The sequence below is a fragment of the Bacillus cereus group sp. MYBK5-2 genome (genome assembly GCF_051915685.1).
Classification (GTDB): domain Bacteria; phylum Bacillota; class Bacilli; order Bacillales; family Bacillaceae_G; genus Bacillus_A; species Bacillus_A cereus.
The window spans coordinates 1-23,016 of record NZ_JBQAFE010000004.1; the positions used below are offsets into that span (position 1 = coordinate 1).

Here is a 23,016-nt window from a genome sequence, read left to right on the forward strand (position 1 = left end):
AAAAAACAATTTATGAATATGTTCATAGAGAATATCAAAATTGATAAAAAAGACGGATTTACAGAAGTATTAGATATAGAATTTTATTAGTGTTTATGTTACATTTACACAAACAAAATGCTCTTGTTGTAAAAAACGCATTTCTTCCATCATGTATTTCGCACAATCTTCTGGACTTCGAATACTATATCTATTTTGATATTCTAAACGTACCATTCTTCTGCCTACTTCAAAGGCTGCCATAAGTTGCGATGCCTTTGAAATCCCAATACCATGTATACTAATTAGCTCTTCTAATGTTGCATCTTTCAACATACGTAAGCCATCAAATTGATGTAAAATTTTATCTGACAACTTTAAAACTGTTTCTTCTTTAGAACCTGTTCTGAGTAATACTGCGAGAAGCTCTCGATTTGATAAACTTCCAGCACCTTCTAACAATAAACGCTCCCGTGGCTGTTCTTCTCTTACAACATCACGAATACCGTTCATCTCTCCACCCCTTTATTTGTTCTCTCAAAGAAAACCCCATGCAATTTTACGCATGGGTTACATCAATATCAAATTGTTTTAATTCCCGAACGAGACGTGCAATTGGTAAGCCAACTACACTATAGTAGTCCCCTTGAATATTTTGAACGAAAATAGATCCTTTACCTTGAATCCCATAACTACCGGCTTTATCAAGAGGTTCTTTCGACGCGACGTATGTATCAATTTCCTCTTCTGTTAACTCCCAAAATGTAACTTCTGTACGTTCATAAAAAGTAACCGTTTTTTCTTTTGCTATAATCGCAACACCTGTATACACTTCATGTGTTTTCCCTGATAGTAATTGTAACATTTCTTTCGCCTCATCCTCATTAGAAGGCTTACCAAGAATACGCGACTCATATGTAACAATTGTATCTGCACCTAACACAATGTGATCACTATTATTTTCTGCCACCGCTGATGCTTTTTGCAAGGCAAGCGACATTACAATATCAGAAGGCGATGAATATGCACCAATTGTTTCCTCTACTTCACTTACAACGATTTCAAATGGCACACTAGCTAACTCAAGCAATTCCTTCCTCCGAGGTGACCCTGAAGCTAAAATTATTTTTCTCATATTTTCTCCTTCCTTTCTCACATGAAGCAGAACAATTTATATTAATCGTATCAAAGGAATAGTTTGCCCACAAATGAAAGAAATATTAATTTCTCTAACTAAAATAACACTTCTTTATTGCATACGATTATATTCCTGTCATAGAGAACGCACTTTGCTCTAAATTCAAAAGAAAAGAAAGAAGTACATGTACTTCTTTCTTACTCATTTTATTATCCTATCATTTCACTTTCTACGAAACAATTTTTTCATACGAGAGTAAACCATCAATAATAACTTGATTTAATTTCGCCAAAGATTCCTTATCCATCTTCCCATCTTTTACTGTTTGTACAGCTACCGACGTATACATATACAGTTTCTTTGCTTCTTCTTGTTTCATACTTTCCCCTTCTTTTTCAACCTTTTTCCATTCTTTTTCAATTGCTTCTATATCTTTTGCGCTGCTTTTTCCACCAACTTGTACGCTAGAAGCATATTTTGCTAAATGAGTGTATAATGGCTGCACTTTTGTTAAAAATGTTCCTACTTCTTTATCATCTTTCAGCAATGCTTTATCTGTTATATCCCAGTTCTTTTTTAAAACGGGGACACCATCATTTTTATACTTAGTCATTAATTGATTTATAGACTGTTCATCGCTAGCAATACCAACAACTATTGCATACTTATCACCGCTTGGTCTCAAAGCACCAATGCCCCCATTGCCTTTCCATTCTTCAAGAGCTGCCTGTCCCTTTTCTTCAGAAGAATAAAGCCCCCCTTGAACAAAAAATAATTTCATCGGATCCAATGACGTTCCTGCCTGTGCTTTTTGTTTTTCTTCTTTCGGTGCTGGTGTTTGTTCTGCCGTTCCACCCACCTTTGATTCTCCATTTCCAGTCGGCCTTGAAGCTGTCACTTCACTTCCTCCTGTCGTTCCTTGTCCAGTAAGTAAATGAAGCATCCCCATTCCAAACGCCGTACCGATAATGATTGCAGTTGCAACGATTACAATTAATGTATTACTCCACTTCTTTCGGTATTTTTCCACAGACATTGATTTCGCTTTTTGAAACGGAACAACATTTTTCGGTCGTTCACTTTCTACTACCATCCATTCAAATTCATCTTTCTTTTTTTCCTCATACTTCGCTTCTGTTCCATTCACTTTCACTGAGATCGTTCGTGATTGCTTGTCCATACACTCACACCTCACCTCTTATCGTTGTCCGCATCATATCATATTCATTTCATAAAAAAACGAGATATTTGTCAGAGGAATTCGCCAAATAACCCTATATATTTATCTTATATGTATGCATTTGACTTCATTTGTAGAACAAAAAAACTAGATAGCAAAGACTATCTAGTTTTTCTCGCGAATATATTTTCGTACTTCAGAAATGAAATAAAGAGAACCTGTTATGATAAAAACATCATTTTCTGCTATCATTTCAACTTTTGTATCAATTGCCTCTTTCCAATTTTCAAAAACTAATTTTGATTCTTTCTGTGAATATGATGCAAGCTTATCAGCAGAAATAGCACGATCAAAGGCGAATGTTGTAAAAATAATTTCATCTGCAATGGTTTCTAATTGGCCTACCATGTTATGTAATTGTTTATCACCAAGGGCAGTAAATAACACTATTACATTTTTATCTTTGTAATGCGCTTCTACTGTTTTCACAAGGCTTTCGATACCTTCTGGATTATGAGCACCATCTATAATAATATCTGGATTACTTTGCAGTTTTTCAAAGCGCCCCACCCAATACGCTTCCTGTAATCCAGTTCTTATTTCTTCTTCCTCAATTAAAAATGATAAGTATGTTTTTACATACATGACTGCCATAAGCGCAAGTGCTGCGTTTCCTACTTGGTGGCTGCCTTTCATTGTGATTCGCACATCTTCAAAAGAGGCGAAAGGACAAGTGAAATCGAACTGTTCTCCATCTTCACTAGACTGTTTATGTAATGCTGTAAAATGGTTGCCCATCTCGTATAAGTTTGCATGATTTTCCTTTGCAACATTTTGAATGACTTGCAAAGCTTCTTCATCTTGTACACCAGTAATTACCGGCACGCCAGACTTAATAATCCCCGCCTTTTCATATGCAATTTCTCCTAGTGTATTTCCTAAAATATGCATATGATCGTGACCGATATTCGTAATAATCGTGAGAACAGGGTGTATAACATTGGTAGAATCAAAACGTCCACCAAGCCCTGTTTCAAATAAAACAACATCACAGAAATTGAATTTGCCGAAATAGCAAATCGCCATAACAGTAATAATTTCAAACTCTGTCGCTTCCCCTAAATCCGTTTCATCTAGTTTTTCCACGACTGGTTTTACCAGCTTTACAAGTTCAGTAATCTCTTCGTCTGCAATTGGTGTTCCATTCACACTAATGCGTTCATTAAATGATTCGATGTAAGGAGAGGTAAACGTTCCTACCTTATATTTCGCGCCTTCTAACATGTAACGCATATATGTTAACGTTGAACCTTTTCCATTTGTACCAGCAAGATGAACACATTTTATATGACGCTCTGGATTTCCAAGTTCTTCTAACATCCATCTCATTCTTTCTAATCCTGGCTTAATTCCAAATTTCAATCGGCTATGGATCCACCCTATCGCTTCTTCGTATGTATGTATCACGTATGTTTTTCCCCTTTCAAAAGACAACTTTCATAGTTCTATTATACGCAAAGAAAAGAGACTCACCAATATAGTGAGTCTCTAAAAACATTTTTACTTTTCAAGATCTGCTAGACGTTGACGAACTGCTTCGCGTTTTTCTAGGTAATCTTGCTCTTTCGCACGCTCTCCTTCAATAACCGCTGCAGGAGCTTTCGCTACGAAACCTTGGTTAGAAAGTTTCTTCTGTACACGTTCTACTTCTTTATCGAACTTCTCAAGTTCTTTCTCAAGACGAGCTCTCTCTTCATCAAGATTGATAAGATCAGCTAACGGTAAGAATAACTCTGCACCTGATACGATTGCAGTCATTGCCTTTTCTGGCGCTTGTAAGTCTGTTTGAATTGTTAATTCGCTTGGGTTACAGAAACGCTCAATGTAAGAGCTATTTTTCGTAAGTTGAGCAAGTACAGCCTCATCTTTTGCTTTAATTTGCATTTGAACTTTTTTGCTCATTGGCGTATTTACTTCTGCACGGATGTTACGAACAGAGCGAATGATATCAACTAGAAGGTGCATTTCTGCCGCAGCCTCCGTATCTTGTAAATCTTCGCGAACTGTTGGCCACGCAGCTACTGTAATAGACTCGCCTTCATGCGGTAAATGTTGCCAAATTTTCTCTGTTACGAATGGCATGAATGGGTGTAATAGACGCATTGTTTGATCTAATACGTAAGCTAAAATAGAACGAGTTGTTTTCTTAGCTGCTTCATCTTCACCGTATAGTGGAAGTTTCGCCATTTCAATATACCAATCACAGAAATCGTCCCAAATGAAGTTGTATAATGAACGACCAGCTTCACCGAACTCATATTTATCCATGTTACGTGTTACGCTTTCGATTGTTTCGTTTAAGCGAGTTAAGATCCACTTATCCGCAACTGATTTTTCACCAGTTAAATCGATTTCTTCATACTTCATATCATCCATGTTCATTAATACGAAACGTGATGCGTTCCAAATTTTATTAATGAAGTTCCAAGTAGATTCTACTTTTTCCATGCTGAAACGTAAATCTTGACCTGGTGCACTTCCTGTTGATAAGAAGAAACGCATTGCATCTGCACCGTACTTCTCGATAACATCCATTGGGTCAATACCGTTACCAAGAGATTTACTCATTTTACGACCTTGCTCGTCACGAACTAAACCGTGAATTAATACATCTTTAAATGGACGCTCGCCTGTAAACTCTAAACCTTGGAAAATCATACGAGATACCCAGAAGAAGATGATATCATAACCCGTTACTAGTGCATCTGTTGAATAGTAACGTTTGAAGTCTGCTGAATCTTCATTTGGCCAACCAAGTGTTGAGAATGGCCATAACGCTGAACTGAACCATGTATCAAGTACATCGTTATCTTGATTCCAGTTTTCAATATCTGCTGGTGCTTCTGTACCTACGTATACTTCACCAGTTTCTTTATGGTACCAAGCTGGAATACGGTGTCCCCACCATAATTGACGAGAAATACACCAGTCATGAATATTTTCCATCCAACGTAAATATGTGTTTTCAAAACGCTCTGGTACGAACGTTACTTTTTCTTCTTCTTTTTGTTGAAGCGCTACTGCTTTTTCAGCAAGTGGAGCCATTTTTACGAACCACTGTGTTGATAAATAAGGCTCAACAACTGCACCGCTACGCTCACTATGACCTACTGAATGCATATGTGGCTCGATTTCTACTAATACGCCAGCTTCTTGTAAGTCTTTTACTAATTCTTTACGGCATTCGAAACGATCCATACCGTTATACTTACCAGCTTTTTCGTTCATTGTTCCATCTTCGTTCATTACTAAAATGCGTGGTAAGTCATGACGGTTACCTACTTCAAAGTCATTCGGGTCATGAGCTGGTGTAATTTTTACAACGCCCGTTCCGAAATCTTTTTCTACGTACTCATCAGCAATAATCGGAATCTCACGGCCTACGATTGGAAGTGTAACTGTTTTTCCGATTAAATGTTTGTAACGATCGTCTTCTGGATGAACTGCTACTGCTGTATCACCAAGCATCGTTTCTGGACGAGTTGTCGCAAGACGAATATGACCAGAACCATCTGTTAACGGATAGTTCATATGGTAGAATGCACCTTGAACTTCTTTATGAATTACTTCAATATCAGAAAGAGCTGTACGTGTAGCTGGATCCCAGTTGATGATATATTCACCACGGTAAATTAAGCCTTTTTCGTATAATTGAACGAATACTTTATTAACCGCATCTGATAAACCTTTGTCTAATGTGAAACGTTCACGAGAATAGTCTAGTCCTAAACCAACTTTCCCCCATTGTTGACGAATGTGAGAAGCGTACTCTTCTTTCCACTCCCAAGCTTTTTCAAGGAATTTTTCACGGCCAAGATCGTAACGTGAAATACCTTCTTCACGAAGTTTTCCTTCTACTTTCGCTTGTGTTGCGATACCAGCATGGTCCATTCCTGGAAGCCATAGTACATCGTATCCTTGCATACGCTTCGTACGAGTTAAAATATCTTGAAGAGTTGTATCCCAAGCGTGACCTAAGTGTAACTTACCAGTTACGTTCGGAGGTGGAATTACAATTGTATACGGTTGTTTCTTCTCGTCTCCTGTTGCTTCAAAATATTTGCCTTCAAGCCACCATTGATAAAGGCCTTCTTCAACGGACATATGATCATATTTAGTTGGTAAATTCTTTTCCGTGTTTGACATTATTTTCCCTCCTTAAAATAAAAAATGTCCCTCATCCAAAAAGGACGAGGGACATCGCGGTACCACCTTTATTTACAAACAAATTCATAATTTGCTTATACTCTTAATTTGATAACGGACAAATCCGTCTTTTCCTAATAAGAACTATTCTGTTCAGAAAAGATGCTCCAGGGCTACCTTCTAACATAACTATCTAGAGAATCTCCCAGCTAATGATTCTCCTCTCTGAAGACGTTTCATGTTATACTCTTCCCCTTCAAGGCATTTATATGATTGTTAATTATTATATACAATAGTGTAAAAAACGAAACCTTATTCGTCAAGATAAATTTAAAACTACAGCTTTTCGTGCCAAAAAGAAGATAAGTAGAATCCTCTACTTATCTTCTTTACCACGCTATTTGTGGGCAGTAAGACCTCCACCTCAAAACTCAGCTGAAGCAAAGAAGTTAGATGGGAGCCCTGCTGCCCGTAAACGCCCAATTGGTGAAGGCTAATCATCAGCGGGGAATGTTTACTTTATCCGTTCCCTTGCTGGGCAGCTTGTAATTGTGACAGGAAATATTCTATATTGCTAACGAGCCAATGCGATTGTTGCAAACTCTTTACTCCGCGCAGTTCATTTTCCTCGTTGCGATTATCTCTTCTTTTCTTATAAGACTGGATTTGCCGAATAAATTGTGATGGATACGTCATATACGCAAACATAAGTAGTTGCTCTTCTTTCGTAAAAGGGAAATTTTTTTGATACATTTGAAACCATTCAAACCGATCACTTCTTGCGATTGGATATGTGTTTAAAGACCGTGAATAAAAACCTACTATATCTTGCACAGGCGTTGCAAACTTCGATTTTTCTAAACTAATAAAATAGCCATTCCGCTCATAGTCAAATAAAAAATGATTCAGTGACACATTACCATGCACAAAAGTAATACGCGTTTTCTCTTTTTCTTTCATCGCATCGTTCCACTCATTTAATTGCTTCGTTGCAAATTCACGCGCTCTCATTACATGATGATAGTACGTACAATATTGCAATTCAAACGGGGACATATACCATTTTGATTCAGATTCTACGAGAAACTCTTCTAACATCTCACCATCATTTTCCCAACGATCGGATATACTTGTATAATGTTTTTCTAAATCTTCTTCCGTATACGTTTCTTCCTTCACAGTTTTTTGATGCAACGTTCCAAGTGTCTGAAACATTTTATGGTATTGATCATTGTCCTCACCGTTTCCTTCTGCACGTTCTAACCAAGGCATTAAATAATAATTATACGTCCCGTCACTTAAAATATAACTTCCATCCGTCGCATGATATATAGGTACATAATTTGAAAAACCTTTCTCCTTCAAATATTGAATATGATGCAGAAAGTTATTCCGCTCTAACTTTCTGCCTTCTATTTTCTTGAGTGCATATGGACCTTGATTCGTATAAATTTTCATTACATTTCCGTGCTCTTCCATATGCTGCGTATCCAATCTATATTGCCTCACGATAGGTTCATAGTGATTTCGCAACTCAATATCCATACGAATAACCCTTTCTATTCAAAACATAGCCTCTAAGAAAGGAAGTGAGTGAAAACACTCACTTCCTTATTTCGCCTTTACCCTTGAAACGGGAATATAAATAATTTGCCCCGTATTTAAAAATATATCTTCTGTTTGATTGACACGGTATAAATTTTGTACAGACGTTTCATAACGGTCTGCAATAGATTCAATTGTATCCCCTTCTTGCACGAAATACATTCTTAACTTTGTAAATTCTTCTTCCGGTTCTTTCGTAAATAGTTTTGTTAAATAAAGCGCATTTTCATCTCGCTGTGAGTACTCTTCTTCTTGTTCTTCCTGCTTTTTCGCTTTTTCTTTCTTGAAATCTTTTCGTCCGAACAGTTCAAATTGCGGCGTTGTTTCTTGCTCCTCTTCACGTTCCACAAATTCATGTTCTTCTATTTTCTCTTCTTCTAATTCCTGCTCTTTTCTTTCCTCTAATTGGAACGGTTCAAACGCGTAATCTTCCCACTCATCTGATTCCTTATATGCTGGTTCTTCTACATGCGGCGCCGGTCTATTTTCATCCTCTTGCGCTGAATCTTCTTCTAACTCAGCATACACCGTTTCTTCCTCTTCAACTTCATCCTCGCTTCTCTCTTCATCACACAAACCGGTAATAGATATATCCGCTAATAATTGTAAGCAACCATTTTCCTTTAATTCATAATCAAATTCCTCGATTGATACATATAGCTCTTCAATTACTTTCACTCGATTTCTCGGAATTGATATTTCAAGTGGAAAGGAATGAACAAGTTCATTAACCCCATCTTCTCTTGTTTCTACATAATCAATTGACTTTGCTGGCGATAGTTCTCTTAATGAATACGCGGAATCATCTTTTCGTGCAACATACTCTCCCGTTAAATCTAATTGTCCTCTCACGATTACTTCATGATCAATCTCTTCTATCTCAACGTCTGGATCTAACGAAATTGACAAAAGTTCTTCGACTTCCTGTCCTTTTTGGAACCACACAGATTCTTTTAATGAAAATCGTAATGAATGATCTGTAGCCACTTCTTTTCCCCCTCCCAAACTATATGTCATTACAGATTTATGTGTGGGAAGCTTACTTTATGAATAAAAAAAATCGCTCCCCTTATGGAGAGCGATTTTCTCTAATACACTACGCTTTTAATTTTGACATTGCAATTTCAGCTGCTGCAATCGTCGCTTCAATATCTGCATCACTATGTGCTGTCGATAAGAATAAACCTTCGAATTGAGATGGTGGTAAGAATACACCTTGTTCTACCATTTCACGATAGTAAGCCGCAAAGAATTCTAAGTTTGAAGATTTTGCTGCATCGTAATTAATAACGGGTTCATCTGTAAAGAAAATACCAATCATAGAGCCTGCACGGTTAATATGATGCGGAATGCCATGTTTTTCAGCTGCTTTACGTAATCCAGCTTCTAACATTTCAGCTTTACGCTCAAATTCTACATATGATTCTGGCGTTAACTGTACTAACGTTTCATAACCTGCCGCCATTGCAAGTGGGTTACCTGATAAAGTACCAGCTTGGTAAATCGGTCCGCTTGGCGCAACTTGGCGCATAATTTCCGCTTTACCACCGTATGCTCCTACCGGTAAACCACCACCGATTACTTTACCTAGGCATGTTAAATCAGGCGTTACGCCATAATAACCTTGGCCACAATTATAAGCTACTCGGAACCCTGTCATTACTTCATCAAAAATAAGCAATGCACCGTTTTCTTCTGTTACTTCACGAAGACCTTCTAAAAATCCAGGCTGCGGAGGAACAACCCCCATATTTCCTGCTACTGGTTCTACAATTACACAAGCAATATCATCACCGAATTGTTCAAACGCGTATTTTACGCTTTCTAAATCGTTATAAGCTACTGTAATCGTATTTTTCGCTACACCTTCTGGTACACCAGGACTATCTGGTAAACCTAAAGTCGCCACACCAGAACCAGCTTTAATTAATAACGAATCACCATGACCGTGGTAACAACCAATAAATTTCAAGATTTTATTACGACCTGTATAACCACGAGCTAAACGTAGTGCACTCATTGTTGCTTCCGTTCCAGAGTTAACCATACGCACAATCTCAATTGATGGCACGCGCTCAATAACAAGTTTTGCTAATTTATTTTCAATTTCTGTTGGTGCACCGAAGCTTGTACCTCTTTCAGCAACAGATTTTAACGCTTCTACAACACGATCATTTGCATGACCATGAATTAAAGGACCCCATGATAATACGTAGTCGATGTATTCATTCCCATCGATATCATATACTTTAGAGCCTTTTCCACGCTCCATAAACAACGGATTCATCCCAACAGACTTAAAGGCACGAACCGGGCTATTTACGCCACCAGGCATTAAGTCTTGCGCCTCTTCAAACGCTGCAATTGACTTATCAAACTTTTTCATTATTTAGCGCCTCCTTCTTGTAACCATCTTGCTGCATCTTTTGCATGATACGTAATAATTAAATCTGCCCCTGCACGTTTCATACTAATTAATTTTTCAAGAACAACTTCTTTTTCATTAATCCAACCATTTTGCGCTGCCGCTTTAATCATCGAATATTCACCACTTACATTATAAGCGACAACTGGTAAATTAAAGTTATTTTTCACATCACGAACGATATCTAAGTAAGAAAGAGCTGGTTTTACGATTAAGAAATCTGCACCTTCCATTACATCTGATTCTGCTTCACGGAATGCTTCCATACGGTTTGCCGGATCCATTTGATATGTTTTACGGTCACCAAATTGCGGTGCACCGTGCGCAGCATCACGGAATGGTCCATAAAATGCTGATGAATATTTCACAGCGTACGACATAACTGGCACGTGTCCAAAACCATTTTCGTCTAATGCATGACGAATTGCTGTTACGAAGCCGTCCATCATGTTTGATGGCGCAATAATATCCGCTCCTGCTTTCGCTTGACTTACAGCTGTTTTCGCAAGAACTGCAAGAGACTCGTCATTTAAAATAATCCCATCTTCAATTACACCGCAATGACCATGGCTTGTAAATTGACATAAACATGTGTCTGCAACTACTACTAGCTCAGGGAAATCACCTTTAATTTGCTGAATAGCACGTTGTACAATTCCATGATCACAATATGCTGATGATCCAACTTCATCCTTTTCAGCAGGTAAACCAAATACAATAACAGAACGAATACCTAAATCAACAACTTCTTGCATTTCAGCTTGCAATAAATCTAAAGACATTTGATATACGCCCGGCATAGAAGGAACTTCATTACGAACATTTTCACCTTCTAATACAAAAATAGGGTAAATAAAATCTTCCGTATGTAAAAACGTTTCACGCACAAGTGCACGCATGCCCCCGCTTTGTCTTAAACGACGATGACGATTAAATTGTAAAGAGTTCATAGATTTCTATCCCCATTCTTTCATTTTATAGATTCACAAACATATTGTAGTAATGCTTCTACAGTGTACTCTTTCGGCACAATAACAGACGGAAAATAAAGACTTGCCTCTTTTTCCGTAATAGGTCCTATACAAGCAATTGTACATTTTTTTGTCCATTCTCTCCAGTTTGTACCCTCAAGTAAACGAACAAAACTAGTAACAGTTGAAGGGCTCGTAAATGTAATAATGTCTACTTTCCCTAACTTCAATGCTGCTATAAGTTCTTGCTTTTTTTCTATATTCACTTTCGTACCGTATACGATTAGCTCATCTAGAGAAATACCAATTTCCCGAAGTGCAACCGGAATTACCTCTCTTGCTAAATTCCCTTTCGGAAATAAAATACGTTCGTTTCCACTTAATTCTTTTAGAAACTCTTCTGCAAATGCTTCTGCAACAAATGAAGTCGGAACAAAATGAACTTGATAGCCCCTTTTTTCTAACTCTAATTTTGTTTTCACACCTACCGCAGCGATTTTAATGGTTAGCGGTAGTTTCTTTTTTAAACTATCTAGAAAAAAAGCTACACCATTTCTGCTCGTAAAAATAACCCAGTCGTATGAATGTAGCTGCTCTTCAATATGTTGAATTTGCCTATGAGACATACCTTCCATACGCAAAAGCGGAATTTCCAATGGAATTCCGCTCTTTTCTTTCACTGCCACACTCATTTGTTTCGCTTGATGCTGGGCACGTGTAATCAATACCGTTTTTCCAGCGAGAGCGTTCATATTTATTGTTGCTCCTTATTTGCAGCAAGAATGAGTTCTTTGGCGCCTTGTTTAATTAAACGGTCCGCGGCCTCTAACCCTACTTCCTCAGGATTAGTACCCACTACTGTCTCTTTTAATAAAACAGAGCCATCCATAGAGCCGACAAGAGCTGTTAATTCGATTGCATCGTTTTCTGTAAGGGTTGCATATCCAGCAATTGGAACTTGGCATCCACCTTCAAGTTTATGAAGAAATACTCGCTCCGCTGCCACTGTTCTTTCTGTTATCGTATCATTAATATGCGCTAACAACTGCAATAAATCCTTATCATCCTCACGACACTCAATCGCTAATGCACCTTGTCCTACAGCAGGTACACATAACGTATCATCTAAATGTTCTGTAATAACATCATTATCCCAGCCCATTCTTTGTAATCCAGCTGTCGCTAAAATAATCGCATCGTAATCTTCTTCTTTTAATTTACGTAAACGTGTATCGATATTCCCGCGAATCCACTTCACTTGTAAATCTGGTCTCGCAGCGAGTAGCTGTGCACTACGTCTTAAACTACTCGTACCTAAAATAGCACCTTCCGCTAACTCTTTAAACGATGCTCCATTTTTTGAGATAAAAGCATCACGAGGGTCAACACGCTTTGGTGTACAGCCAATCATTAAACCTTCTGGAAGTACAGCTGGCATATCTTTCATACTATGTACAGCCATATCGATTTCTTTCGTAAGTAACGCATGCTCAATTTCTTTAACGAACAAGCCTTTTCCGCCTACTTTTGAAAGAGTAACATCTAAAATAACATCACCTTTTGTGACAATTTCTTTCACTTCAAATTCATATGGTAGACCTAGGGCTTTTAACTGATCAATAAACCAGTTTGTTTGCGTTAATGCTAGTTTACTCTTTCGTGATCCTACAATAATTTTGCGCATAATTCTCTCTCCTCATTATAAATACCAAAAGTGGAAATTGGATAAACTGCTTAATAGAAAAATGTTTACTAGCATTACGAGAAACGATCCGATATTCCACTGTACAATTTTCTTACCTTGCAACACATCTGCCGCTCGTAAATATAAACCTGTGCAATACACAAATAGAACGACAAAAGATCCGATTACTTTCGTATCATACCAATGGAAATTATCCAATTTTGTATATCCCCATATACATCCTAATAAAATTGCTAGTAAGAAAAATGGAACAGAAAATAAATTTAATCCGTAAGACATAGATTCTAGCTTCGGTAAATTCCCTAACCTTCTTAATCTCGCATTCCATTTTTTCTTTTTTAATAGGCGATATTGCAATAAATACATAATAGAAAAAATGAACGATACAGTAAACGTTGCGTAAGAAATAATTGCCATACCGACATGCACGTATACAAGTTCTGAAACTAATTGTTCCGCAAGTACTGGCGACATCTTTCCGAGCGGTGTAAAAATAGAAAAAGCGCTTACGCCAAATGCTACAACATTTGTAAAAAAGACTAAAAAGTCAATTCTCATAAATCGATTAATAACTAACGACATCGTAATCAATAACCAAACATAAAAATAAATCCCTGATAATAAAGTTAAAATAGGATTCGTTTCTGAATCTGTAGCTCTAAGCAACATAAAAATAGACTGCAGGACCCATACAATCGCAAGTAACCAAAAAGCAAATCGGTTCGCCTTTCGGTTACTTTGGAAATAATCTATAAAATATAAACTAATGCTACAAGCATATAAAATAATTGCAATATGATAAATAATACTGTTATTTAAAAAACTCATCCGATCATCCTTCCAAATTATAAAGATGGAACGGATGGTGTCCACACTCTTTTATGTTCTACTTCTTCCGCACGACTCTCTACTTCTTCCGTTTCTAAATCAAAAATCTTTGCAAATAACGCTAATTTTTCGCTCGCTCCCTCTTCAGCAGCTATTTCTTTCGCTACTAAAATTGGGTCTTTTAATAATTGATTAATAATACTTTTCGTATGCTTACTAATGACTTTTTTCTCACGATCACTAAGGTTTGGTATTTTTCGCTCTAGGCTTACCATCGTTTCACTTTGGATTGCAAGTGCCTTATCACGAAGAGCTGATATTAATGGAACAACACCAAGTGTACTTAACCACGTTTTAAATAGAACAATTTCCTCTTCAATCATAAATTGAATTTTCTCTGCCTCTTTCAAACGCTCAGCACGGTTTGCCTCCACTACTCCTTGTAAATCATCAATATCATACAAGAAAGAACCTTCTAGCTCATCAATCGCTGGATCAATATCACGCGGCACTGCAATGTCAACCATAAATAATGGACGACCAGAGCGCATTTTCTCCACCTTTGTCATCATCTCTTTCGTAATGACATACTCAGATGCACCAGTTGAACTAATTAAAATATCTGCTTCTAATAATGCACATTGTAATTCGCTTAACGATTTTGCATGTCCCATATATTTCTCAGCCATTACTTCTGCTTTCGAAAGCGTCCTATTCATAACTGTTACTTTACGAGCACCACTTCCATATAAGTTTTGTAGTGCAAGTTCGCCCATTTTACCAGCACCAAGAATAAGCACATGACAATCTGTTAACTCGCCAAATATTTTCTTTCCAAGCTCAACAGCAGCATAACTAACAGACATTGCACTTTCCCCGATTGTTGTTTCTGAGTGGGCACGTTTTGCTAATGTAATGACTTGCTTAAACAATTCATTAAAAATTGTGCCTGTTGCTTTAACTTGTTGCGCTTCTAAAAAGCTATCTTTTATTTGACCTAAAATCTGCGTTTCTCCGACTACCATTGAATCTAAACCGCACGTTACGCGGAATAAATGATCTATTGCGCCATCTTGTTCAAAAATAGTTAAATATGGCGCGACTTCTTCTATTTCAAGCTGAAACCAATCAGCTAAAAATTTCTTAATATAATACCGTCCCGTGTGTAATTGATCGACAACAGCATAAATCTCAGTGCGATTACAAGTTGACACAATGACATTCTCTAACACGCTCTTTTGATTTTGTAATGTAGTCATCGCTCGCTCTAGTTCTGCTGCCTGAAATGTGAGTTTCTCACGAAATTCTACAGGGGCTGTTCGATAATTTACACTAACAACAAGAATATGCACGCAGCATGTCCCCCTTCACCCGTTTTATCACTTTATCTACTATCATAATACAACTTTCCTCTTATGAATCTGACAATCGTGTGAACAACCGATTATTTTTTAATTATTCTCCGTATGTAATAAAGGAGATTCAGTAACACTAATAAAAAAATTTCTACTTTATAATGATTATAAATTAATAACTCTATTTGTACGTTACCAAAAAAAGCCCTCATAATCAAGTGATGGAAACTATTCCATATAAATTATAACATCATCTTCCCTATCTTCTTTCATCATGAAGGAAAATATGTATGATTGTTCCAAAATGTAACAAAGACTTTCTCAATACAATGTATTTGACATTGCACTTCTTTTTCGTTATATTAGTTTTACAAAATTAAATTGTGCGCAACTTAATTAGAAGGGAGTTATTTATGACAGAAGACTCTTTGCATCTAGATAACCAACTTTGTTTTTCTATTTACGCCTGCTCTAGAGAGGTTACTCGTTTTTATCGACCTTATTTAGAAGAAATGGGTATTACGTATCCCCAGTACATTACTTTACTCGTACTATGGGAGCAAGATGGACTAACAGTAAAACAAATTGGAGAACGTCTATTTTTAGACTCTGGTACGTTAACACCTATGTTAAAACGTATGGAATCATTAAAACTTGTAAAACGTGTTCGTTCCAAAGAAGACGAGCGAAAAGTTTGTATTGAATTAACAGAACAAGGCAAAGATTTAAAGGAAAAGGCTTGTTCATTACCGACAACGATGGCTACAAACTTAGGAATTACAGAGCAAGAATATCGCTCTTTATTAATTCAACTAAATAAACTGATTGACACAATGAAAACAATTAATGATGGAAAAGGGGAATAAATATGGATAAATTATATACTGCTTCAGTAACAGCAACAGGTGGAAGAAATGGGAAAGTAGTTTCAGATGATGGCATATTAAATCTTGATGTAAAAATGCCGAAAGCACTAGGTGGTGCAGGCGGAGAAGCAACAAATCCAGAACAACTATTTGCAGCTGGTTATGCAGCTTGTTTCGATAGTGCATTACAACTTGTCATTCGTACAAAACGTGTGAAAGTAGAAAGTACAGAAGTAACTGCTCACGTTTCTATCGGAAAAGATACAGATGGTGGTTTCGGCCTATCTGCTGTACTTGATGTACATGTGGCTGGCGTTTCACATAGCGAAGCACAAGAACTTGTGGAAGCGGCTCACGGTGTATGTCCTTACTCGAAAGCAACACGAGGAAATATTGAAGTTACATTAAACGTACGCTAAAAAATTTAGCAAAACAAAAAACGCGCGACATTCGTCACGCGTTTTTTGTTTTTGTAAATTTATGAATTGCTTTCCACGCTTCTTCTTTTCCAAGTCCTGTTTCAGAAGAGAATAGAACAATTTCATCGCCAATTTCAACAGCAAGCGTTTCTTTTACAACTTTTAAATGCTTTTGCCATTTCCCTTTCGGAATTTTATCGGCTTTCGTCGCAATAATAATTGTTGGGATTTCATAATGCTTTAAGAAATCATACATCATCACGTCATCACTTGTTGGTTGGTGACGTAAATCAACTACTAATACAGCTGCGTCTAATTGTTCACGCGTTGTAAAGTACGTTTCAATCATTTTCCCCCATGCAGCGCGCTCCGATTTAGATACTTTCGCATATCCATAACCTGGAACGTCAACAAAGTGCATCATCTCATTGATTAAGAAAAAGTTCAGCGTTTGCGTTTTTCCTGGTTTAGAAGAAATACGTACTAACTTTTTACGATTTAAAATTTTATTAATAAAGGAAGACTTCCCCACATTTGAACGACCTGCTAATGCAATTTCTGGTAAATCACTGTCTGGATATTGTTCTGGTTTAACAGCACTAATTACAATATCTGCTTTTGTTACTTTCATTGTTTCACTCCTACTAATGCGTGCTCCAATACTTCATCTAAATGAGATGCAAGCACAAACGTAAGGTTTTCTTTTACGCTCTCTGGAATATCATCTAAATCTTTCTCGTTTTCTGCTGGCAAAATAATTTTTGTTAAGCCTGCGCGGTGAGCACTTAATGTTTTTTCTTTTAAACCACCAATTGGTAATACACGACCACGAAGTGTAATTTCACCTGTCATACCCACTTCTTTACTTACAGGAATACCTGTTAGCGCAGAAATAAGTGCCGTTGCCATCGTAATACCTGCTGACGGTCCGTCTTTTGGAACTGCTCCTTCTGGAACGTGAATATGAATATCATTTTTCTCATGGAAATTCGGATCGATCTGAAGCTCTTCTGCACGAGAACGTATATAACTAAACGCAGCTTGTGCTGATTCTTTCATAACATCCCCAAGTTTCCCTGTTAAAATTAGTTTCCCTTTTCCTGGCGCTACAGAAACTTCAATGGCAAGTGTATCGCCGCCTGCTGCTGTGTAAGCTAGACCTGTTGCCATACCAACTTGGTCTGTTTTTTCAGCTTGCCCATAACGGAATATGTGTTTACCAAGTAAATCAACAATCTTTTTCTCTGTCACAACGATACGTTTACGTTCTGCTGTAACGATAATCTTCGCTACTTTACGGCAAACTTTTGCAATTTGGCGCTCTAGCGTACGAACACCAGCCTCACGTGTATAATAACGAATAATCTCAAGCAGCGCTTCATCACGCACTTGTAAATTACCTTTTCGTAAGCCATGTTCTTTTAATTGTTTCGGCAATAAATGCTCACGAGCAATGTGTACTTTTTCAAGTTCTGTATAGCCAGCAATCGAAATGATTTCCATACGGTCAAGTAATGGACCTGGAATACTTGAAAGTGTATTAGCAGTTGCTACAAACATAACTTTTGATAGATCATATGGTTCTTCAATGTAATGATCACTGAAGTTATGGTTTTGTTCTGGATCTAATACTTCAAGTAATGCCGCTGATGGATCTCCACGGAAATCGTTAGACATTTTATCAATCTCATCTAATAAGAAGACTGGATTAACTGTTTTCGCCTTTTTCATACCTTGAATAATGCGTCCTGGCATTGCTCCAACATATGTACGGCGGTGACCACGAATTTCAGATTCATCACGCACACCACCAAGAGATACACGGACGAAGTTACGATTCAATGATGTTGCAATTGAACGCGCTAACGAAGTTTTGCCGACCCCAGGAGGGCCTACTAAACAAAGGATAGGTCCTTTTAATGAATTCGTTAACTTCTGTACAGCTAAATATTCAAGTACACGCTCTTTCACTTTTTCAAGACCGTAATGATCGTTATTTAAAATCTCTTCCGAATGAGCAAGATCAATTATATCTTCTGTTGCCTCTGTCCACGGAAGCGCTAATAACCAATCAATATAATTGCGAATAACACCACTCTCCGCAGAACTTGCTGGTAACTTTTCATAACGATCTAATTCTTTCAGCGCAGCCTTCATTGTTTCTTCCGGCATTCCTGACTGTTCAATTTTCTCACGAAGTTCTTCTACTTCTCCGCCCTTGCCTTCTTTGTCGCCAAGTTCAGTTTGAATCGCCTTCATTTGCTCACGTAAGAAATATTCTTTTTGCGTGCGCTCCATGGAACGTTTCACTTTTTGCCCAATTTTCTTTTCTAGGCTAAGTAACTCTTGTTCATCTTGAATAATTGAAATAAGTGTTTGTAATCGTTCTTTTACAGATACAATCTCTAGAATCTCTTGTTTCTGCTTCGTTTTAATCGGCAAGTGAGAAGCAATTAGATCAGCTAATCTCCCTGGTTCTTCCACATCAGCTACCGTTGCAAATGTTTCATTTGAAACTTTTTTCGAGACTTTAATATATTGTTCGAAATGCTCCAGTAACGTACGCATAAAAGCTTTCTCTTCTAAATCATCTTCTACTTCTTCAGTTACCGTTTTAATAGACACTTGTACTACATTTTCTTCTTCGATAAACTCTATTACTTCTGCTCTATGTAAACCTTCCACAAGGACACGAAGCGTACCGTTCGGCAATTTTAACATTTGCTTCACTTTCGCCACCGTACCTACACTATATATGTCATCTTCTTTCGGATCATCGATATTCATTTCTTTTTGCATTGCTAAAAAGATGATATTTTCATCCATTGCCGCCTGCTCTAGTGCTTGTATCGATTTATCACGTCCTACATCAAGATGCAAAACCATCGTTGGATATACGAGAACGCCTCTTAATGGTAGGAGGGGCACGATTCTTTCGTTCGTATTCATACTAGACATAGCACCTCCATAATAAATTAAACTCCTGTTCAACTATTTTATATTACAATACACCTAGATGCAATTGCTGAGATTCCGCGCAATTGTAAATAGCTTGTTTTTCTACCTCACGAAAAGAAAAAAGACTCCGATTAAGCATACAAACTTAAACGAAGTCTGGCAAATTTTATTATTGTTTATTTTTACATAGATTGTACATCTGTTTCGTCTACGTGAGTATGTACATCTAGCTCTCTATGCATATTTTCTTGCATAAACGTTAACTCAAATACTTCTTTTAACTTACGGACAGGAATAATTTCAATTCCCTTGATCGTATACAAAAATGGTTGCATATTTTCAGCAGGAATAATGACTTTCTTAGCTCCCGCTTTTTTCGCAGCTTTTATTTTTGCGTACACGCCACCAATAGGTTTTACTTCTCCGTGTATACTTATTTCCCCTGTCATCGCTACTTCATTATTTACATACGTGCGGTGCACCGCAGAATATACACCTGTTGCCATAGCGATTCCTGCAGAAGGTCCATCAATTGGGATACCACCTGGAAAATTAATATGTATATCATATCCTTCTGGCAACACATCTAAAGAACGAAGTACTGTTAATACATTATCAACAGAGCCTTTCGCCATACTTTTACGACGAATCGATTTCGTTTGACTACCAATACTTTCTTCTTCCACAATTCCGGTAACATTTACCGATCCTTTATCTTTCGCCTTGATTGCTGTTACTTCAATTTCTAATAACGCACCTGTATTTGGTCCGTATACAGCAAGACCATTTACAAGACCAATCCTTGGAATCGGATAAATGTGCTTTTCATATTTCGGTGTAAGCTGACTTGAGTGAACAACCCACTCTATATCTTCATCCTTAATGAAAGAACGTTCTTCATTTATCGCCATACCAGCAGAGATTTGCACGAGATTAATCGCTTCTCGTCCATTCCTTGCATACATCCCGATCATTTCAATACCATTTTCACCTATTTGCATTTCCACTTTTTCCGCGGCATTTTTCGCTACTTTTTGAATTTCTTCCGTATCTAATTCACGGAAAAATACTTCTAAGCAACGTGACCGAATAGCAGGAGGAATTTCCTCTGGCGAACGTGTCGTTGCTCCAACTAAGCGAAAATCTGCCGGTAAGCCTTTTTGGAAAATATCATGTATATATGTTGGGATCATCGTATTTTCTTCACTATAGTACGCACTTTCTAAAAATACTTTTCGATCTTCTAACACCTTTAACATTTTATTCATTTGAATCGGATGGAGCTCGCCAATCTCATCAATAAACAAAATACCACCATGTGCATCTGTTACAGCACCTTTTTTCGGTTGCGGAATACCTGCTTGCCCCATCGCCCCAGCACCTTGATAAATCGGATCATGCACCGAACCTATTAAAGGGTCTGCGATACCACGTTCATCAAACCGAGCTGTTGTCGCATCAAGTTCAATAAATGTTGCATTCGTACGAAATGGAGATTTAGGATTTCGTTTCGCTTCTTCTAATACAAGACGTGCTGCCGCTGTTTTCCCAACACCTGGCGGGCCATATATGATTACATGTTGCGGATTCGGACCACAAAGAGCCGCTTTTAACGACTTAATTCCGTCCTCTTGCCCTACAATATCTAAAAAGGTTGTAGGACGCACCTTTTCTGCTAGCGGCTCTGTTAAAGAAATCTCACGCATTTTACGAAGCTGTTCTAATTCTTTTTTCGATTCTCGATCAATTGAAACTTTTTGTGTTCGTTGATTTCGAAGTAAATGCCAGAAATACAATCCGACAATTACACCAAAAACAAGTTGAACAACTAAAAATATATTTGTCCAGCTCATTATTTATTTCCTCCCGCAATATTTTATCTCTTAGTATTTCCGCGGAGGAACGTAGCTAAACATAAAGAAAAACAGCAATTATAAAAATTGCTGTTTCCCTTTCGCATTATGCAGATGTTTTTGTATCAAGTACAGTACCGTCTTGTAACACCAATTTTGGCGGCTCATTATCAGCTACTGTTTCTTTTGTAAGAATACACTTCTCGATATCTTTACGAGATGGAAGTTCGAACATTACATCAAGCATTAAGCCTTCAATAATAGAACGAAGTCCACGAGCACCCGTTTTACGTTCAATTGCTTTTTTCGCAATTTCGATTAGTGCACCTTCTTCAAACTCTAACTCAACATCGTCAAGCTCCAATAATTTTTGGAATTGCTTAACAAGTGCATTTTTCGGTTTCGTTAAAATATCAACAAGAGCATCTTCATCAAGTGGCTCTAGGTTCGCAATAACTGGAAGACGACCGATAAACTCTGGAATTAAACCAAATCTTAAAAGATCCTCTGGTAATACGTGAGATAAAACATGCTTCTCATTTACATCAGCATTTTTCTTCTCAGAACCAAATCCAATTACTTTTTCACCAAGGCGACGTTTAATAATCGGCTCAATGCCATCAAACGCTCCACCACAAATGAATAAGATGTTCGTTGTATCAATTTGAATAAACTCTTGGTGCGGATGCTTACGACCACCTTGAGGTGGAACGCTTGCTACAGTACCCTCTAAAATTTTCAGAAGTGCCTGCTGCACACCTTCACCAGATACATCACGTGTAATTGATGGATTTTCGGACTTACGTGCCACTTTATCAATCTCATCAATATAAATGATTCCTTTTTCCGCTTTCTCTACATCATAATCAGCTGCTTGAATTAATTTTAGTAAGATATTTTCTACATCTTCCCCAACATATCCAGCTTCTGTTAAAGATGTTGCGTCCGCGATTGCAAATGGAACATTTAAAATACGCGCTAAAGTTTGTGCCAGTAATGTTTTACCACTACCTGTTGGCCCGATAAGTGCGATATTACTCTTCGCTAATTCTACATCATCAATTTTGCTGTTAGAATTAATGCGTTTGTAATGGTTATATACCGCTACCGCTAGTGCTTTTTTCGCGCTATCTTGCCCGATGACATACTCATCTAAGATTTCACGAATTTCTACCGGTTTCGGTACATCTTTGAATTCTACTTCTTCGTCCTTCGCAAGCTCCTCTTGTACAATTTCAGTACAAAGTTCGATACACTCGTCACAAATGTAAACACCTGGACCTGCCACTAACTTTCGAACTTGCGTTTGTGTTTTACCACAGAAAGAACATTTTAATTGCCCTTTTTCATCATTAAATTTAAACATATTTTCACACCCCTTACAAAGTGCTAACCTCTTGCCTTCGTATGTACACGATAAATGTATCGTATGTAAATACATATTATGTCACTACGTGGCGAGAAATACAAATAATATGACTAGTTATGTACAAATAAAAAATTTTTAAAACTTTTGAAATATGTATAT

General features: G+C 37.5%; 18 protein-coding genes, 1 pseudogene and 1 other annotated feature. Of the genes and pseudogenes, 2 read left to right on the plus strand and 17 right to left on the minus strand.

Going from position 1 to position 23,016, the window contains the following annotated elements; genetic code table 11:
- Window positions 1–105 precede the first annotated feature (105 nt).
- From ACTFP3_RS15710 to hemA, 13 genes and pseudogenes are all read right to left on the minus strand, one after another.
- Window positions 106–492 (minus strand): annotated as a pseudogene (locus tag ACTFP3_RS15710) (UPF0758 domain-containing protein); the annotation flags it as partial.
- A gap of 46 nt (window positions 493–538) precedes the next feature.
- On the minus strand, window positions 539–1,114 hold the full coding sequence (locus ACTFP3_RS15715; protein ID WP_001226291.1) for a Maf family protein: 576 nt from the start codon (window positions 1,112–1,114) through the stop codon (window positions 539–541).
- Between the two features lie 232 nt (window positions 1,115–1,346).
- A complete protein-coding gene (locus ACTFP3_RS15720) occupies window positions 1,347–2,297 on the minus strand; it encodes a stage II sporulation protein B (RefSeq protein ID WP_440010803.1) in 951 nt (316 codons plus the stop codon).
- A 165-nt stretch (window positions 2,298–2,462) separates the two neighbouring features.
- Window positions 2,463–3,764, minus strand: coding sequence for a bifunctional folylpolyglutamate synthase/dihydrofolate synthase (locus ACTFP3_RS15725; RefSeq protein WP_139849804.1), 1,302 nt, complete (start codon window positions 3,762–3,764; stop codon window positions 2,463–2,465).
- 93 nt (window positions 3,765–3,857) lie between these two features.
- A complete protein-coding gene (locus ACTFP3_RS15730) occupies window positions 3,858–6,503 on the minus strand; it encodes a valine--tRNA ligase (protein ID WP_000072250.1) in 2,646 nt (881 codons plus the stop codon).
- A gap of 37 nt (window positions 6,504–6,540) precedes the next feature.
- Window positions 6,541–6,772, minus strand: a binding site (T-box leader).
- 250 nt (window positions 6,773–7,022) lie between these two features.
- Window positions 7,023–8,048: a spore coat protein YsxE gene (ysxE, locus tag ACTFP3_RS15735; protein ID WP_000350658.1), complete on the minus strand. Its 1,026-nt coding sequence runs from the start codon at window positions 8,046–8,048 to the stop codon at window positions 7,023–7,025.
- A gap of 66 nt (window positions 8,049–8,114) precedes the next feature.
- Window positions 8,115–9,125, minus strand: a complete 1,011-nt coding sequence (gene spoVID / locus ACTFP3_RS15740; protein WP_440010805.1) for a stage VI sporulation protein D — start codon at window positions 9,123–9,125, stop codon at window positions 8,115–8,117.
- 79 nt (window positions 9,126–9,204) lie between these two features.
- Window positions 9,205–10,494: a glutamate-1-semialdehyde 2,1-aminomutase gene (hemL, locus tag ACTFP3_RS15745; RefSeq protein WP_000712937.1), complete on the minus strand. Its 1,290-nt coding sequence runs from the start codon at window positions 10,492–10,494 to the stop codon at window positions 9,205–9,207.
- The gene (gene hemB, locus ACTFP3_RS15750; RefSeq protein ID WP_001087065.1) at window positions 10,494–11,483 is read right to left on the minus strand and encodes a porphobilinogen synthase; all 990 of its coding nucleotides are present in this window, start codon (window positions 11,481–11,483) and stop codon (window positions 10,494–10,496) included. The genes hemL and hemB overlap by 1 nt, the downstream gene beginning before the upstream one ends.
- A gap of 20 nt (window positions 11,484–11,503) precedes the next feature.
- Window positions 11,504–12,256: a uroporphyrinogen-III synthase gene (hemD, locus tag ACTFP3_RS15755; protein WP_149149933.1), complete on the minus strand. Its 753-nt coding sequence runs from the start codon at window positions 12,254–12,256 to the stop codon at window positions 11,504–11,506.
- A 2-nt stretch (window positions 12,257–12,258) separates the two neighbouring features.
- Window positions 12,259–13,188, minus strand: a complete 930-nt coding sequence (gene hemC, locus ACTFP3_RS15760) for a hydroxymethylbilane synthase (protein ID WP_001226407.1) — start codon at window positions 13,186–13,188, stop codon at window positions 12,259–12,261.
- Between the two features lie 15 nt (window positions 13,189–13,203).
- Complete coding sequence (locus tag ACTFP3_RS15765) at window positions 13,204–14,037, minus strand: cytochrome c biogenesis protein (protein WP_000008991.1); 834 nt, start codon at window positions 14,035–14,037, stop codon at window positions 13,204–13,206.
- A 17-nt stretch (window positions 14,038–14,054) separates the two neighbouring features.
- Entirely contained in the window at window positions 14,055–15,389 is a 1,335-nt protein-coding gene (gene hemA, locus ACTFP3_RS15770) for a glutamyl-tRNA reductase (RefSeq protein WP_000547868.1), read from the minus strand.
- 416 nt (window positions 15,390–15,805) lie between these two features.
- On the opposite strand from hemA, the gene ACTFP3_RS15775 reads away from it, so the two are divergent.
- Both ACTFP3_RS15775 and ACTFP3_RS15780 read left to right on the plus strand, forming a co-directional pair.
- Window positions 15,806–16,258 (plus strand): MarR family winged helix-turn-helix transcriptional regulator, encoded by a 453-nt coding sequence (locus ACTFP3_RS15775; RefSeq protein ID WP_000133922.1) that lies wholly within the window; start codon window positions 15,806–15,808, stop codon window positions 16,256–16,258.
- A gap of 2 nt (window positions 16,259–16,260) precedes the next feature.
- Window positions 16,261–16,677, plus strand: coding sequence for an organic hydroperoxide resistance protein (locus ACTFP3_RS15780; RefSeq protein WP_000359781.1), 417 nt, complete (start codon window positions 16,261–16,263; stop codon window positions 16,675–16,677).
- A gap of 34 nt (window positions 16,678–16,711) precedes the next feature.
- Here ACTFP3_RS15780 and ysxC read toward each other — a convergent pair whose 3' ends face one another.
- The 4 genes from ysxC to clpX form a co-directional block, all read right to left on the minus strand.
- Window positions 16,712–17,308 (minus strand): ribosome biogenesis GTP-binding protein YsxC, encoded by a 597-nt coding sequence (gene ysxC / locus ACTFP3_RS15785; protein ID WP_000869116.1) that lies wholly within the window; start codon window positions 17,306–17,308, stop codon window positions 16,712–16,714.
- Window positions 17,305–19,635, minus strand: a complete 2,331-nt coding sequence (gene lon, locus ACTFP3_RS15790) for an endopeptidase La (protein ID WP_000097285.1) — start codon at window positions 19,633–19,635, stop codon at window positions 17,305–17,307. Before lon ends, ysxC begins: the two co-directional genes overlap by 4 nt.
- A 182-nt stretch (window positions 19,636–19,817) precedes the next feature.
- Window positions 19,818–21,488 carry an ATP-dependent protease LonB gene (gene lonB, locus ACTFP3_RS15795; RefSeq protein ID WP_440010808.1) on the minus strand — a complete coding sequence of 557 codons (1,671 nt, stop codon included), beginning with the start codon at window positions 21,486–21,488 and terminating at the stop codon, window positions 19,818–19,820.
- A gap of 106 nt (window positions 21,489–21,594) precedes the next feature.
- The gene (gene clpX, locus ACTFP3_RS15800) at window positions 21,595–22,854 is read right to left on the minus strand and encodes an ATP-dependent protease ATP-binding subunit ClpX (protein WP_000472289.1); all 1,260 of its coding nucleotides are present in this window, start codon (window positions 22,852–22,854) and stop codon (window positions 21,595–21,597) included.
- Window positions 22,855–23,016 lie beyond the last annotated feature (162 nt).